This is a genomic window from Sphingobacterium mizutaii (genome assembly GCF_900187125.1).
Taxonomy (GTDB): Bacteria; Bacteroidota; Bacteroidia; order Sphingobacteriales; family Sphingobacteriaceae; genus Sphingobacterium; species Sphingobacterium mizutaii.
On sequence record NZ_LT906468.1, the window covers coordinates 588,555 to 604,417 of the forward strand.

General features: G+C 41.2%; 13 protein-coding genes. 7 read left to right on the plus strand and 6 right to left on the minus strand.

The features are described 5' to 3' along the window. The first annotated feature begins 10 nt into the window (after window positions 1–10). From CKW03_RS02635 to CKW03_RS02665, 6 genes are all read left to right on the plus strand, one after another. The gene (locus CKW03_RS02635) at window positions 11–889 is read left to right on the plus strand and encodes a DMT family transporter (protein WP_093100531.1); all 879 of its coding nucleotides are present in this window, start codon (window positions 11–13) and stop codon (window positions 887–889) included. Window positions 890–1,076: 187 nt separating this feature from the next. Beyond that, the gene (locus tag CKW03_RS02640) at window positions 1,077–4,112 is read left to right on the plus strand and encodes a SusC/RagA family TonB-linked outer membrane protein (RefSeq protein WP_093100529.1); all 3,036 of its coding nucleotides are present in this window, start codon (window positions 1,077–1,079) and stop codon (window positions 4,110–4,112) included. Window positions 4,113–4,123: 11 nt separating this feature from the next. Then, window positions 4,124–5,755, plus strand: a complete 1,632-nt coding sequence (locus CKW03_RS02645; protein WP_093100528.1) for a RagB/SusD family nutrient uptake outer membrane protein — start codon at window positions 4,124–4,126, stop codon at window positions 5,753–5,755. A 686-nt stretch (window positions 5,756–6,441) separates the two neighbouring features. Further along, window positions 6,442–7,743 carry a ribosome biogenesis GTPase Der gene (gene der, locus CKW03_RS02655; protein ID WP_093100525.1) on the plus strand — a complete coding sequence of 434 codons (1,302 nt, stop codon included), beginning with the start codon at window positions 6,442–6,444 and terminating at the stop codon, window positions 7,741–7,743. A gap of 17 nt (window positions 7,744–7,760) precedes the next feature. Then, window positions 7,761–9,227, plus strand: coding sequence for a cysteine--tRNA ligase (cysS, locus tag CKW03_RS02660; RefSeq protein WP_093100523.1), 1,467 nt, complete (start codon window positions 7,761–7,763; stop codon window positions 9,225–9,227). Window positions 9,228–9,250: 23 nt separating this feature from the next. After that, window positions 9,251–10,111, plus strand: coding sequence for a YybH family protein (locus CKW03_RS02665; protein ID WP_093100522.1), 861 nt, complete (start codon window positions 9,251–9,253; stop codon window positions 10,109–10,111). Window positions 10,112–10,181: 70 nt separating this feature from the next. Here CKW03_RS02665 and CKW03_RS02670 read toward each other — a convergent pair whose 3' ends face one another. Then, a complete protein-coding gene (locus CKW03_RS02670; protein WP_093100520.1) occupies window positions 10,182–11,567 on the minus strand; it encodes a peptidylprolyl isomerase in 1,386 nt (461 codons plus the stop codon). Window positions 11,568–11,775: 208 nt separating this feature from the next. Between CKW03_RS02670 and CKW03_RS02675 the strand changes: the two genes are divergently transcribed. Beyond that, window positions 11,776–12,840 carry a lactonase family protein gene (locus CKW03_RS02675; RefSeq protein ID WP_157739374.1) on the plus strand — a complete coding sequence of 355 codons (1,065 nt, stop codon included), beginning with the start codon at window positions 11,776–11,778 and terminating at the stop codon, window positions 12,838–12,840. Here the strand turns inward: CKW03_RS02675 and mnhG are convergent, their stop codons facing one another. From mnhG to CKW03_RS02700, 5 genes are read right to left on the minus strand one after another with little or no spacing between them, the layout of a single operon-like run. Next, on the minus strand, window positions 12,841–13,257 hold the full coding sequence (mnhG, locus tag CKW03_RS02680) for a monovalent cation/H(+) antiporter subunit G (protein ID WP_093100517.1): 417 nt from the start codon (window positions 13,255–13,257) through the stop codon (window positions 12,841–12,843). Further along, window positions 13,250–13,522: a monovalent cation/H+ antiporter complex subunit F gene (locus CKW03_RS02685; protein WP_093100515.1), complete on the minus strand. Its 273-nt coding sequence runs from the start codon at window positions 13,520–13,522 to the stop codon at window positions 13,250–13,252. The genes mnhG and CKW03_RS02685 overlap by 8 nt, the downstream gene beginning before the upstream one ends. Next, complete coding sequence (locus tag CKW03_RS02690) at window positions 13,519–13,995, minus strand: Na+/H+ antiporter subunit E (protein WP_093100513.1); 477 nt, start codon at window positions 13,993–13,995, stop codon at window positions 13,519–13,521. Before CKW03_RS02690 ends, CKW03_RS02685 begins: the two co-directional genes overlap by 4 nt. Beyond that, window positions 13,992–15,509 (minus strand): proton-conducting transporter transmembrane domain-containing protein, encoded by a 1,518-nt coding sequence (locus tag CKW03_RS02695; RefSeq protein WP_093100511.1) that lies wholly within the window; start codon window positions 15,507–15,509, stop codon window positions 13,992–13,994. The genes CKW03_RS02690 and CKW03_RS02695 overlap by 4 nt, the downstream gene beginning before the upstream one ends. Next, window positions 15,506–15,862: a Na+/H+ antiporter subunit C gene (locus tag CKW03_RS02700; protein WP_093100509.1), complete on the minus strand. Its 357-nt coding sequence runs from the start codon at window positions 15,860–15,862 to the stop codon at window positions 15,506–15,508. Before CKW03_RS02700 ends, CKW03_RS02695 begins: the two co-directional genes overlap by 4 nt. Between the last annotated feature and the right edge of the window lies 1 nt (window position 15,863).

Below are 15,863 nucleotides of genomic sequence, written 5' to 3' on the forward strand. Positions count from 1 at the left end.
ATCACAAACCATGTCACAGTTAACCATTAACCGCAATACACTGATATTGCACTTTACCGTATTAATTTGGGGTTTTACAGGTGTTCTGGGCGAATTGATTACTGTTTCGGCCCTGCATTTGGTATGGTATCGGGTGTTGATTGCTGCGGTTTCCTTGGTGCTGTATTATATTTTTACCAAGAGGACCCTGTTGGTTCCTAAAGATCAGCTCTTGCAGTATTTAGGCGTGGGGATGATCGTGGGGTTGCATTGGGTGTTATTTTTCCATGCCATCAAGGTCTCAACCGTTTCTGTTACTTTGGTTACCCTTTCTTCTGTGACCTTGTTTACCGCTTTATTGGAGCCCATTATTAACCGAAAACGGATTTCCATAGCGGATGTGATTGTTGGTCTGGTGATTATCTTCGGGATCTACCTGATCTTTAAATTTGAATTCAAATACTTCTGGGGGATTGTTTATGGCTTGTCCTGTGCTTTCTGCGCTAGTATTTTTTCCATATTGAATGCTAGAATGGTCAAGAAGGGTAGCCCGACAACGATTACCTTGTACGAGATGGTCGGTGCTTGGATTGGCGTTTCTTTCGTGATGTTTTTTACGGGGGATTTTGATGAACAGATGATCCTCAGTCAATCTGATTTGTTATATCTCCTGCTATTGGGTGTTGTGTGTACGGCAATAGCCTATGTGCTTGGTGTGGCTGTAATGCGAGAGCTATCTGCATTTACAGTTGCATTGACGACAAACATGGAACCGGTTTATGGTATTATCTTAGCCTTGCTCATATTTGGGCAAAAAGAAGCGATGAGTACGGGGTTCTATTTCGGGGCTGTTATAGTCTTGGCCGCTGTATTTGTCTATCCTTATCTGAAGACAAAAATCAAGATTTAATCCACTGTTGATTTAAGCTTTACAATAAAGTTACATTTGGTTGCTTATGCACACGTTTGCATGAATTTGCGCAATCGTTTTCGTTATGGGTTATTCCTTTAATTTTTTCAATAAACTTTTACCTTCCTGCATCTAAGTTGTGATAGTGCCTACGGCTTATTACTAAATTTTATTTAATAGATTAATTATGATAAAGAGATTTTCAAGTCCATTTTTTCCATTGAAAAGATCTCAATTAGTTGCAGGAGCCATTATTTTAGGTTTAAGTCTAACTAGTGGATATGCGGCTGCCCATGATCTGAGTAAGGATAAAAAGGAAATCCATGCATTTCAACAAGAAGTCGAAGGGAAGGTGACTTCAGGTGGGGTTGTTTTGCCAGGAGTTACAGTATCCGTAAAGGAAGATCCGAGCAGATCGACCTCTACCACTGCCGAAGGAGAATTTAGTATCACGGCCGAGATTGGTCAGACCTTAGTGTTTTCTGCCTTGGGTCATGAGAAAAAAGAAGTGGCGGTTACGGGTGCTACCCTGAATGTGGAGCTAAGTGCGAGTGAGGAGAATATTGATGAGGTGGTGGTTACAGGTTATTCTACCCAGAAAAAGGGTGAAATCAGTGCTTCTATCGTTTCTTTGGATCAAAAGAAACTGAAGGACAGCAAATCGCCGAATGTATCCAACCTTTTGCAAGGTAAAGTAGCTGGTGTTGATGTAGTGGGTACAGGTAGACCTGGACAACAAGCGAATGTAAAGATCAGGGGTAGAAGTTCCCTTTCTTCTGGTACTAATCCTTTATGGGTAGTTGACGGGGTAATCACTCACGGTGTTGCGAATATCAACCCCAATGATATTGAGACCATTTCGGTTTTGAAAGATGCTGCAGCGACCACGCAATATGGTTCCAGAGGTACCAACGGTGTAATCGTGGTGACTACGAAAAGAGCTTTGCGCGAAGGTGAAGGTACCTTTTCGGTCAACCTTTCATCCGGTGTGAGCAAATTCAACTTTGGGAACTTTGAGCTCATGAATTCTCAGGAGCTTTGGGATTACTACCAAACTTTCCCTAACCAGAAGGATATCGACCCGAATGTAACCAAAGATGTTTTGAACAACGATTATAATTGGATCAAGAACGGTACCCAAACGGCACCAGTAAATGATTTCTCTGCAAATTACATGGGTAAAACTGAAAAGACCTCTGTTTTCGCAAGTGCCAATTACTATGGTGAAAAAGGATCCTTGAAAGGTTATGATTTCGAAAGAATGACCGGCCGTTTCAATGTAGAGCATAAATTGACGGATCGATTGACATTCAAGCCGAAATTGAATGCAGCCTACACGACCTATCTTGATAAACAACATTCATTATATAATATGATGTTTTATCTGCCTTGGGATAATCCATATAATGCAGATGGAACTATCAAAAACCCGCAAGATGCTGATGCGAATGTGCTTTGGTTAGGACGTGACCATACAAACTACTTGTATGACTTGCAATATAACTATGGTAAGGGACAGACCTTTGATATGCAGGGTAATTTTGATTTCTCGTATAGGATTTCTGATCGATTCACCTTTGAATCCATGAATAACCTGACCTATTATAATCAGACCACAATGAGTTATGCAGACCCTAACTCGAATGCTGGTCGAAATGATAAAGGAACAATCTATCAATTTTCAGATAAACGTATTACCAGGTTCTTTAACCAGATGTTGAAGTACAATGAAACATTTGGCAAGCATTCCGTATCTGGTTTTGCAGCCTACGAATACTCAGATTATGTGTATTCTAGTTTAAATGCGAAAGGTAAAGGTATTGCCCCAGGGTCTCAGATCCTAGGAAATGCGGCCAGCGTTCTTGATTTTGGTGGTACTAAAAATGATTATTCTTTCCAGTCTGGAATCTTGCAAGGTACTTACGGTTATGATAACCGTTATAACTTGATGGCGTCCTTCCGTGTGGATGGATCCTCAAGGTTTGGACAGAACCAGCAATATGGTGCATTCTATTCCGTAAGTGGTGCATGGAATATCAACAATGAAGCGTTCTTTAATGTTCCTGCCATTAATTTATTGCGTTTGAAAGCATCCTATGGTGGAGTTGGAAACGTGCCGATCGATTATTATTCTTCATTTGCGACCTATGGGTTAAATGCGCAATACAATGGCGAACCTGCAGCGATCCAGAAGAACTTCCAGAATGCCAATGTGAGCTGGGAGAAATCTTATGATGCCAATCTAGGTCTAGAATTGGGAATGTTCAATAGATTGAACCTTTCAGTAGATTTATATAATAAGAACACCAGCGGATTGCTTTACTATGTGGAGTTCCCTTCAACTGCTGGATGGGATGGCTATTGGTTGAATATCGGTGGATTGAGGAACCGTGGGGTGGAAGTTGCCTTGAGTGGTTCGGTGTTCAGTCTTGAAAACCCATTCCAATGGGATTTAGGTGTGAATATCGCCCATAACAACAATAAAATTACCTCCTTGAAAGATGGTCAGGATATTCCTAAAGGCAATATGCGTTTCTCCGAAGGTCATGATGTTGACTCTTGGTACATGCGTAAATGGGCAGGTGTGAACCCTGAAAACGGGGATCCACTTTGGGAAACCATTGACGAAGAAACCGGGGAGGTTTCGACCACTTCAAATTATAACGATGCTGCTTTGCAGTTTGTTGGAGCAGCAACGCCTAAATTCCAAGGTGGTTTTAACTCTGCCATGAACTACAAAGGGTTTAACTTGAATGCTAGTTTTGCCTATCAAAATGGCGGTGTAACCTATAATGCTGCAAGAGAATTGTTTGATTCGGATGGTGCTTATGCCTCTTATAATCAAATGATATTGATGGATGGCTGGTCAAGATGGTCGGCAGATAATCCGAATGCTACGCATCCAAGGGCGGAATACAACAATACCAGTCTTTCAAACAAAACCTCTTCCAGGTACTTGGAGAGCACGAACTTCTTGAGATTGAGGAACGTGACTTTAGGCTATACTTTCTCGGAGAGCCTAGTTAGCAAATTGAAATTAAAAGGATTGAACGTTTATCTATCAGGAGATAACCTATGGACTTCGACCAAATTCTCAGGTCTGGATCCAGAGGCTGCCATCTTAGGAAATGATAATTCGGCAGATAAAGCCGCAGGTGGTGATGCTACCTCACAATATCCTGCACCGAAGCGTTTGATTTTTGGGCTTAACCTAACATTTTAAAAGAAAGAAAGATGAAGAAATTATTCATATTAAGTGGGGTCGTTGGTCTGTTGATGACATCTTGTTCTTTGGATAAGGAGCCTTATGATTCGATGACCAATGAATCGATCGAAAACACTGAAGGTGCTATCGAAGCTTTACATTTAGGGAATTACCATACCCTAAAAGGTTGGGTCGAAAACTGGCACCGTGTAACAGAATATCCGGGGGATAATGTGTCCTTGAGTGGAACGACTACCGATAACCTGTTTTATAATTATAACTACAAAAGAGTAGTAAATAACGCAAGGGTAAATAGCTATTGGGAAAACTCTTACCGCGTAATTGCAGGGACCAATTTATTGCTGCAGAAACTGAAAGAGGGTGAAAGTGACGAAGTTGATCAAATGATCGCGGAGAATCTATACCTGAGAAGCTTGATGTACTTTTATTTGGCAAATGTATTTGGAAAACCATATACGCAAGATCCTCAGTCCTTGGCTGTTCCAATTAAATTATCTGATGATCCATTCGAAATCCTTCCTCGTAATACCGTGAAGGAAGTCTATGATCAATTGGAAAAAGATCTATTGAAAGCTGAAGGTATGTTCAATACCTACAAGAGCAATGTGTATGGTAATGTATATGCCGCTCAGGCCTTGTTGGCTAGGGTTTACCTTTTCAAAGGAGATAACCAAAAGGCTATCCAATATGCCAATAAGGTCATTGAATCGGGTAAGTTTTCTTTGTTGGCGGGATCTGATTACAATAAACTAACCGTTTCTACCCCAGAGGAAAATAGAGAGAATATATTCGCTATCAAATTCGTGAAGGATATTGACTATCCAGATGATGGTTGGAGTACGATTGGTTCCATGTATGCCAATATCCAAGGTTCAGGATGGGGTGAAATGTATGCTTCCAGGAGCTATTTGGAGGAAGTCAGGAAATATCCAGAGGATGTGCGCTATAGGATGATCCAGCCAGTGGTTGAAAAGGCAAATGAACTGCATGCGTATTATGTAACGGATGATTATAAATATGCGAGCGTGCAAGTGACTCAAGCGGGTACAGATTATTCCTATACTGAAGCTGGAGCTAAAAAGAACTTGATCAAAGAGTCAAATGGAGCAGGCGCTTACCAATATTACATACAAATCGCTGGCAAGAAGAGAACGGTGTTGATCGATAGAAAGTTGGCGAACCGTAATGGCTATTTGAAATACTATGTAATGAAATGTTCTGGTCAAGAAGGGCAAGCGCATTTATGGTCACCGATTATTTCAAGGTTAGCCGAAGTGTATCTAATCCGTGCAGAAGCAAGTGCTAAGGTAGGAGATATTACTTCAGCATTGAAGGATGTGAACATGATCAGACAAAGAGCGGGGATATCTACAGCAGGACTTTGGACAGCTGCCAATTTAAATGGAAAGACCGCTTTAGATGTCGTTCTTGAGGAAAGAAAATTGGAGCTTGCTTGGGAAGGACACAGGAAGTTTGATGTATTCAGAAATGGCAAACTAATGGACAGGAAATATCCAGGAACCCACACCTCGGGAACCAGTCCTATTTTGACCATCGACGCCAAGAGCAATCAAGCTATCGAATTTATTCCAGAGCAACAGATTGTGTTATCGAATGGGGTCTTGAAACAGAATCCATAGAACTCAGAACAGCTATCAGAAGAGCTGCCGATTTTAGGCAGCTCTTCCTGTTTTGCCACTAGAATGATTAAAGTTTTGAGACTTTATTTGTCATACTAAAAAAAACTTTAGAGAATTATGATATTTATATCGGTCTGGCCTCTCGAGTTGCTTTTGCTTTCAAAGATTGTTTTCTTGCTTAAAATGAACAGTGTAACAATTTGCTTGCAATCATCAGTTACTAAGATTTCGAATGCGTTAAAAAACTCTATTAATCAACTGTTTAAAGAGTTTTATCTAATTAATCAAGTTAAAATTTCCTCCTGGAATTATTTAAGTTTTAGGAATAAATTTTCTATCTTTCAGCATAATTTGACGAAGTCAGATGTCTTTGTAGAGAATATAATCTAAGTAGTAAGACTTAGTGGAAATTACACAAAGATTCTTAATAACATTTCTAACTGTTAATTTTCAAAACTAATTTTAGGCCATCCCTTTCCGGGACGGCCTATTTTTTTGGAAATATTTTCCCTCAAAAGTGATAAAAGAAATCAAGGAGCAGCCGATTCGAAAAGACCGAAGTCCATAATTTGCCCATAAAGCTGTCATTTTCTGATTTCTCACGCAAGATGTGCGATTTATCCGTAACTTTGTACCTTTACAAGATACCTGAAAACGTTGCCGTGAGGTAACGAATAGAAAGAAATATGGCAAATATCGTAGCAATTGTAGGGAGACCCAATGTGGGTAAATCAACCTTATATAACCGTTTGACAGAGAGCAGAAAGGCTATTGTCGATGACTACAGCGGGGTTACCCGTGACAGACACTATGGACAAGCGGAATGGATCGGAAAGAAATTCACTGTGATCGACACTGGTGGTTTTGTACATGGTTCAGATGATGTTTTTGAAGCAGCCATCCGTGAGCAAGTTTTGATTGCCATCGATGAGGCATCCGTTATTCTATTTGTGGTGGATGTCACTACAGGAGTAACAGATTTGGATGATGAGATTGCAAATATGTTGCGTCGCAGCAAAAAACCAGTTTATGTCGTTGCCAATAAAGTGGATAGCGCCAAACAAACCCATGATTCAGCTGAGTTTTATTCCTTTGGTCTTGGCGAGATCTTCAATATCTCTTCCATGACTGGGTCGGGGACTGGAGAGCTTCTTGACCAAGTAGTCTCTAATTTTGAGAACGAAGAGGAAGATGATACCGAATTGCCAAAGTTTACCATTGTAGGACGTCCTAACGTTGGTAAATCATCATTAACGAATGCCCTATTAGGGAAAGAGAGAAATATAGTTACCCCAATTGCAGGTACCACCCGTGATTCCATCCGTATTCATTACAATCAATTTGGCCATGAGTTCCTGATGGTTGATACTGCAGGCTTGAGAAGAAAATCCAAAGTCAATGAGGATATCGAATTCTACTCCGTAATGCGTACCATCAAGGCTTTAGAAGATTCTGATGTTGTCATCTTGATGATTGATGCCAAAGATGGCATTGAAGCACAGGATATCAATATCTTCCACTTGGCTGAGAAGAACAAAAAAGGAATCGTTATTCTGGTAAACAAATGGGATACCATTGAAAAGGACCATAAAACAGCCAAAGAATTTGAGCAAGCTATTAAGAACAAGATTGCTCCGTTCACTGATGTTCCAATCCTATTTACTTCTGTAACAGAGAAACAACGTATCTTCAAGACCGTGGAAACGGCGATGGAGGTTTATAACAATAAAACCAAAAAGATCCCTACTTCCAAGTTGAATGATGTGATGTTGGAAATTATCGAGAGATATCCACCTCCAGCAACGAAGGGTAAATTCATCAAGATTAAATACGTGACGCAATTACCAGGTAGATCGCCAATGTTTGCTTTCTTCTGTAATCTGCCTCAATATATCAAAGATCCGTACAAACGTTTCATCGAAAACAAATTACGTGAGAACTTTGACTTTTCAGGAGTGCCAATCCAGATATTCTTTAGACAAAAATAATTAGTTTCAACTGTCGTATGGAGCATAATTTAGTATTATACAATACCCTTACCCGTAAGAAAGAAAAGTTTGTACCCATCCATCCTAACCTTGTTGGGATGTATGTTTGTGGACCCACTGTGTACAGTGATGTGCATTTAGGGAACTGTAGGACTTTTGTTTCCTTTGACTTGATTTTCCGCTACTTGTTGCACCTGGGATATAAAGTACGTTATGTGCGTAATATCACAGATGCTGGGCACTTAGAGGGAGACAATGATGAGGGGGATGATAAATTTGCGAAAAAAGCGAAGCTGGAACAATTGGAACCCATGGAGATCGTTCAGAAATATACCATTGGATTCCATGATGTACTGCGTCTATTCAATACCCTTCCTCCAAGCATAGAACCAACGGCAACCGGTCATATTTCCGAGCAGATCGAAATGGTCCAAGAGATCATTAAGAACGGTTTTGCCTACGAGGTGAACGGTACGGTCTATTTCGACGTAGAGAAATACGTGAAAGAATATAACTACACCATCTTGACCAATAGAAACCTAGAAGATCTATTGAACAACACCCGCGAATTGGGTGGTCAGGATGAAAAGCGCGGCAGACTTGATTTCGCCTTATGGATCAAGGCTAAACCTGAGCATATCATGCGCTGGCCTTCTCCTTGGGGAGTAGGATTCCCAGGATGGCATATCGAATGTTCAGCGATGAGCAGGAAGTATTTGGGTGATCAATTCGATATCCACGGTGGTGGAATGGACTTGGCAGCAACCCACCATACCAACGAGATTGCGCAATCTGAAGCATGTAACCATACCACACCGGCAAAATATTGGATGCACACCAATATGCTGACCGTGAATGGTACCCGTATGTCCAAATCAGCAGGTAATGGTTTCCTACCGGGAGAACTTTTCACAGGTAACCATCCCTTGTTGAATAGAGGCTATTCGCCTATGGCGGTACGTTTCTTTATGCTGCAGGCCCATTACAGAAGTACATTGGATTTCTCCAATGATGCTTTGGACGCTGCAGACAAAGGATATAAACGCCTGATGGCTGCCATCGGCCTATTGGATAAAGTTGTTCCTTCAAAATCATCTAATTTCGGTGACTTAGCTGAAATCAAGAAGCGCAGCTATGCTGCCATGGATGATGATTTCAACAGCCCGGTTCTAATCGCTGAGTTATTTGAAGTAGTTCGTATCATCAATTCGATCTACGATGGTAAACTGACGATTACGGAAGCAGACCTGAGTGAATTGAAGACCTATATGCAAGACTTTGTATTCGACATTCTAGGGCTTAAAGATGATCAGATCGGCGAAGGTGACAATATGGATGATTTGATGCAGATCATCATCAATATGCGTAATGAAGCTAAGAAAAACAAGGATTTCGTGACCTCAGATCGTATCCGCGAACAATTGAATTCCGTAGGTATCCAACTGAAAGATAGTAAGGATGGAACACTTTGGAATAAGATTTGATTAGTAAGGTAAAATTTACAGTAATGATTAATAAAAAAGGCTTAACTCTTTTAGCCGCAACGCTAATTTCTTTTTCGAGTTTTGCCCAACTACCTGAAAAGGTAGGGGGGCTTCTTTCGGTTGATAGAACAGCAGCGAATCTTTCAAAAACGGAAAGTCCTTATACCGGACTTAAATATATCATTGACAAGGAATCTACTTTCCTTGTGCCTTCACCAGTCAATGCAGCCAACTATTTAGATAACAGACCCAATCTTCCAGATCGTCTTTCTTGGAACCCCAACTTTGTACTTGTATCAAGGAGTTTAGACTGGGGGGTAACTTCAGGACCTATTGAATTCCAAAAGATGGGTTCTATTAAGCGTTTCGGACAGTACCTTACGGTTTGGCACCGCGATAGAAAAGGAAACTGGAGAGCTCATCTACGTGCCGAAGTGGAAAACTACGGTAAGAAGAAAGCCAGCCCTTTGGAATACTACGAACCCGATGATAAGGCATACTTAAAACATCGCTCCGTAAAACGCCTTGAACAGCGTGAGGAAGTCGTTCTTCAAACAGACGAGCTATTCTCTACCATTCTAAAGGCAGATACCAAAACAGGCTATAAAGAGTTCTTGGCTGATGATGCCCGTTTCTACTTCCCTTGGCAGAATGAAATCGAAGGTAGGGACAATGTGTTGGCATTCCTGAAGAAAGAAAGAATTGAGATCGATACAGATCCTACAGAGGTAGGCCGTGCTTATAGCGGTGAATTCGCTTACACTTCCGGTACAGCTACCGTTGGGCTTAAAGACAAGGTCGTTAAATTCAGTTATATCCGTATTTGGCAATTAACTGGAGAGTTCCAATGGAAAGTGATCTTAGAAATGATGTTCGAAAGATAACAGGACAGAATTATATAAAAGAAAACCCCGATCATTTGATCGGGGTTTTCTTTTATCGTTTATTTCTTTTTTAATCTTCTTTAGAGGAAGCTAGGTTTTCATTTGCTGGCGTGTTCCACATTTGCAATTCCTCACAAGTAGCAAACTCGCTGTTCACATGAACGAAGGTATTCTTCGTCTTCTTCTCAAACCATTCACTCAATGCCCTGCGGGTTTTATCCTCTTGTGCAGCTTCTTGAATCTTTGCAAAATCCTGCTCTAAGCTTGCCTTGTGCGGTGGAATCCTGGTTTTCAAGTAAGTGAACTTATATCCAGACTTACCTGTTCTAGGATCTTGGAATGGGAATGGTTTAGAGATTTGACCTTCCTTTAAGGTATCGATGGCCAAGAACACCTCTTTTTCCAACATATCCACGGGAATCAAGGTAGAACGAGATGCTGATTGTTGGTTTACCACCATACCACCATTGAATTTAGTCTCTTTATTATCCGAATATCTCGTTGCTGCGGTACTGAAAGGTAGTTTACCATCCTTTACATTTGTATAGATCGAGTCAATTTTACCTTTTATCCTATCCATACTCGCCGTAGTCGGTTTGGTGGTCACTAGGATATGCCTTGCATTCACCTCCTCACCACGACGCTCTAAAACCTGTAGGAAGTGGAATCCATATTCCGTTTCAAAGACAGGCGAAATCTCACCTTCTTTCAATCTAAAAGCCATTGCCGAAAACTCTTTTACGTAGTTTTCACGCGGGGCGAAACCTAACTCACCACCTTGCACGGCCGATCCTGGGTCTTCTGAATAGAAACGAGCAACTGTACCGAAATCTGTTCCGTCCATGATTTGCTTGCGGTATCCCTCAGCTTTTTCCCTAAATACGTTCTTCTCTTCTTTGGTCAATTCCGGATAAATGACGATTTCTCCAATCTCAACCTCCGTATTGAATGCCGGAAGACTATCTTGATCTAAGCCTTCAAAATATTTCTTAACTTCTTGAGGCGTTACAGAAACTTTACTTACAATGGTGTTTTGGAACTTTTTAGCTTTCATCTGTTCCGTAACAGTAGGTCGCATTTCTTCCTTGTATTGCAATAAGGAGCGTTTTAAGAATGCCTCTAAACGTTCTTTTCCTTTTGCTCTATAGGTCATTTCGCGGATACGACCATTCAACTCATCGTCGATTTCGGATTCTGATACTTCGATGGAATCGATTTCGGCTTGTTGAGCTAAAATTTTACTCAATATTAATTGTTGAAGGGCGGTACATTTGAAATCATCACTTGGTGTTCCACCGTTGGCTAGGTACTGAGAATATTGCATGTCAACATCTGATTGCAAAATAATTCCGGATCCCACAGTCGCCACCACGCGGTCAATCAGTTTTTCTTGTGCATTAGCCTGAAATGTACAAGCTAATAAAAGTAATATAAGGAAACTTGAAAAGTTTTTCATGCTGTCTGTTGTCACAGTAAATCTAAAGTTCAATCGCAAAATTATTAAATATTATGCCTTTTTTCTACTTTTATATAGTAATAATTGTATTAACACCTAGCCTAAGCTAAGATATTCGGGCTAAAATACTTAAACGGCTTTAAACTTAAGGCGATTTAACCATATTTAACAGATGAATGCACGACTGCTATTTTTACTCTTCCTATTCATGAATGTCACATTAACCCACGCTCAGGATACCCAGATCCCACTTTATGTCGGTACCTATACTTCTCCGAATGGGAGCAAGGGCATTTACGAATTCAGTTTTAACACAAAAACAGGAGATGCAACTTTAGTTCGGGAAACCAGTACAGCCAACCCCTCATTTTTAGATAGGACTGGAAATTTCCTTTTGGCAGCCAATGAAATGACCGATGGTAGCCAATCCCTTTCTTCCTTTTCTCTTGGGAAGGATGGCTTGTCTTTCCAGAACAAATTAGCAACCGGAGGTTCAGCACCCTGCCATGTGGTCATTGCTAAAGATGGTCAATATGCCGTAGTTTCCAATTATTTGGGTGGTGCACTGGATCTATTTCAGCTTTCCCCAAAAGGAGAGATCCTATCCAAGGACGATACCAAACTGTATAAAGGGAAAAGTGTAGATAAAGCCCGTCAAGAGGCCTCCCATATCCATTCAGCTTTTTTTGGTCCCGATAATCTATTGTATGTATCCGATTTAGGAGGCGATAAGATTTATATCCTCGATATACAGAAAACTGACAACGGCAAATTCCAATTTGTTGAAAAAGGGAAACTTAATGTCAATCTGGGCGCAGGTCCGAGGCATCTCGCATTTCATCCCAATGGCAAAGTCCTGTATTCCCTGATGGAATTGACCGGTGATATTGAAGTTTTCAAAAAGAAAGATGGGGTTTGGGATTCCTATCAAATTATCTCTATCCGTAAGCCTGAGTTCGAAGGTAAAAGTGGTGCAGCGGATATCAAGATATCCTCGGATGCTAAATACCTATATGCTACCGATAGAATCGATGCCAATACCATTACGACCTTTGCGGTTGGCAAGAATGGGAAATTAAGAAGAAAAGAAGTGAATTCAGTGCATGGAAAAGGTCCTCGTAACTTCAATTTCAGCCCAGATGAGCGTTTTGTCTTGGTGGGCAACCAGCTGACCGACGAAATTGTCGTTTTCAATAGGGATAAAAAATCGGGAAAATTGACCGACTCCGGAAAAAGGATCAAGGCATCTAAGCCAGTTTGTATCCTGTTTTAATTAATCTGTGGCATCATCGGTATGCGCTATGTTATCTGGCGCATTCTGATCTGCTTTTTTAGGGTCACTTTCCAAACAGTGGGTTTCCTTATTGTACATCCCTTTCAGCTCATCTATGACGGTTCCTTTCCACAGCGGAATGCCAATGAAATAGGCCGCCTTCCCGATCATGTGAGCTGCAATAGGCGCAGTCAGCAGTAAAAAGAAGATGATAGCAATGGATTTCGTGGTCACTGAGACATCTTCCGGGAACATGATGGCCGCACAGATCAATAATAAACCAACCCCTAGCGTAGAGGCCTTAACTGTAACAGAAAGGCGCAGATAGAAATCTGGCATCCTCAATACCCCAATGGAGGCAAAGAGGATAGACAGCGCACCTACCGTGCTCAATATAGCGAGAATAATATCAATCATCTTGTTGTTTTTCTATATAGTAAGAGAATGCAATGGTACCTAGGAAGGCAATCAGCGCCAAGATAATGGCTACATCCAGCAAGACTTCCTGTTCTTGTCGGATACTGTACACCGTAATGATCCCAATACCAATGGTAATGATGAGGTCCAAGGCCATCACCCTATCCACAACGGATGGTCCCTTGAACAAACGGATAAACACCAATAGCACCGAGATGGTCAAGATTGGTAATATGACAAAATCAAAGTAGGTTTCTAAACTCATCGTAATATCTCCAATAATTTCCGTTCAACCCCTGTTTTTAATGTCCTGATAAATTGTTCTTCGTCCTTGAGGTACATCACATGGATGTAAATCGCTTTCTTGTCATCGCTGATATCAATAATCAGTGTACCCGGAGTCAGCGAGATGAAAGTTGCCAATATATTGATCTCAAAATCGGTCGTGGTATTGACTGGATACCGCACGATGCCCGGTTTAAAGAAGTACTTCGGTGTAATCACATCATAAGCTACCTGTACATTCGCTTTGATCAACTCAAAAAGAAAGAAAAAGAAGAAACTGATGATCTTAGGTACCCGATAGAAATAACGCTGATCAGTTTCATTCCTGTTCATGATCCATAGCACCCCGAACCCCAGCAGATAACCGAAGATAAAGTTAGAATAGTACAGTGAACCCGTTAGAGCTACCCAAATAAAGGACAGGAGCAGGTTCATTAAAAAAAACTTGATCATTGTTCAAAAGCTTTATCGCCCAAAACGGTACGGATGTAAGGGCTTGTGTCCAACAATTCGTTCGTAATTCTATCCACCACCGTGATGATGTTCTCCGCATTGAATCCTATGTACAGGGTCACTGAACAGAGGATCAGGATCGGTCCCACCAACAGTATTTTCTTAAACAAAGGCTGATCATGGAATTTATCCTCCACAACCACCCCGTTAGGTACATCTTTCCAGAAAACATCTGCCCACATCTTGGCTATCACGTACATGGTCACCAAACTTCCGATGATCAATGCTGCGATAAAGAAGTATTGCTTATCCACAAAGGCTTCTTGGAAAAGGTAAATCTTTGGCCAAAATCCTGAAAGTGGAGGTATGCCGACCAAGGAAAACAGGACCAAAGCGATCATCAACGATATCAACGGATAATCTTTGTATAAGCCACCTAGTTTTTTCATGTCCATGCTGCCACGAACCAAACGGATATAGCCCGCAATCAAGAACATATTGGTCTTGACCATGATGTCGTGGATCAGGTAGAACACAGTCCCCATTAGGGCGATCTTGGTAAACATGGCTATACCACCTAGCATAAAGCCGATATGGCAGACGATCAGATAAGAAAACATCCTTCTGATATTGGTCTTGATCAATGCGCCAAATGCTCCCGTCAATACTGTCAAAACAGCCAGAACCATAAAGAGGTTTCTGGTAAAATCATCTGGTATAAAGATCAGGCTGAATACCCTTAATATAGCGTAGATACCTAATTTAGTCAATAAACCACCAAAAGTCGCCGCAACGGCAGAGGGTGGAGTATGGTAAGATGAAGGTAACCAATAGTACAAGGGGAATACTGCCGATTTGATTCCAAATCCTAATATAAAGAAGATTGATGTAATGCCCACCAGCGCTTTATTATCAAAATCCCTGATCTTGAGGGAAAGGTCCGCCATGTTCAATGAACCTGTGATACCATACAGGATCCCAATTCCAGTCAGGAAGAAGGTAGAAGCCAAAATATTCATGGCCATGTATTTCACGGCGCCTTCCAATTGCGCTTTTCTACCGCCCAAGGTCATCAAGACAAAGGAAGAGATAATGACTACCTCAAACCAAACATACAGGTTAAAGATATCACCGGTCAAAAACGCCCCATTCAAACCCATCAAAAGGAAATGAAAGATAGGGAAGTAGCCATACAGCATCCTTTGCCTACTTAATCCAACGGATGAAAAAATGGAAACGGCAAAACCAGCTATGGAGGTCAGTAAGACCATCGTAGTGCTCAGCATATCCGCGACGAATACAATCCCAAAGGGAGGTTCCCAATTGGAGGCATTCATGTGCAGGGATCCCTCGGAATAGACCTTAGCAAATAAACGAATGGCAATCAGCAAGCCTATAAACGCACCGCCAACGCTCAAAAAACGCTGTGAAACAGTCTTTCGCCAAGCAATCAGTTGTATGATTGCCGTAAAAAGATGTATGAATACAGGGGCTAAAATATGGTTGTCGATCATATATCTTCTTCTTCCGGCGTGTTTAAATCATCTAAATCATCTGTGTCCACTAAAGCATAAACACGTTTTAACAATACAATGGCAAAGGCTGTCAATGCGAAGCTGATGACAATTGCCGTCAAAATCAAGGCTTGCGGAATAGGGTCTGCATAGGCATCTTGGAAAACATTATGCTGTGAATCAATCACCGGAGGCTTCCCTTTGGTAATCGAACCTAAAAGAAAGATCAAGATGTTTGTTCCATTTCCCAAGAGCATTATCCCCAACAAGAGCTTGACCATGCTCCTCCGAAGGATCAAATAAACCCCGGCAGCATATAAAAAACCTAAAACGAGTACTAACAGTAATTCCATC

Coding starts and splice junctions, on each gene's coding strand:
- CKW03_RS02635 (WP_093100531.1), top strand. CDS start 11: ATGTCACAGTTAACCATTAACCGCAATACACTGATATTGCACTTTACC.
- CKW03_RS02640 (WP_093100529.1), top strand. CDS start 1,077: ATGATAAAGAGATTTTCAAGTCCATTTTTTCCATTGAAAAGATCTCAA.
- CKW03_RS02645 (WP_093100528.1), top strand. CDS start 4,124: ATGAAGAAATTATTCATATTAAGTGGGGTCGTTGGTCTGTTGATGACA.
- der (WP_093100525.1), top strand. CDS start 6,442: ATGGCAAATATCGTAGCAATTGTAGGGAGACCCAATGTGGGTAAATCA.
- cysS (WP_093100523.1), top strand. CDS start 7,761: ATGGAGCATAATTTAGTATTATACAATACCCTTACCCGTAAGAAAGAA.
- CKW03_RS02665 (WP_093100522.1), top strand. CDS start 9,251: ATGATTAATAAAAAAGGCTTAACTCTTTTAGCCGCAACGCTAATTTCT.
- CKW03_RS02670 (WP_093100520.1), bottom strand. CDS start 11,567: ATGAAAAACTTTTCAAGTTTCCTTATATTACTTTTATTAGCTTGTACA.
- CKW03_RS02675 (WP_157739374.1), top strand. CDS start 11,776: ATGAATGTCACATTAACCCACGCTCAGGATACCCAGATCCCACTTTAT.
- mnhG (WP_093100517.1), bottom strand. CDS start 13,257: ATGATTGATATTATTCTCGCTATATTGAGCACGGTAGGTGCGCTGTCT.
- CKW03_RS02685 (WP_093100515.1), bottom strand. CDS start 13,522: ATGAGTTTAGAAACCTACTTTGATTTTGTCATATTACCAATCTTGACC.
- CKW03_RS02690 (WP_093100513.1), bottom strand. CDS start 13,995: ATGATCAAGTTTTTTTTAATGAACCTGCTCCTGTCCTTTATTTGGGTA.
- CKW03_RS02695 (WP_093100511.1), bottom strand. CDS start 15,509: ATGATCGACAACCATATTTTAGCCCCTGTATTCATACATCTTTTTACG.
- CKW03_RS02700 (WP_093100509.1), bottom strand. CDS start 15,862: ATGGAATTACTGTTAGTACTCGTTTTAGGTTTTTTATATGCTGCCGGG.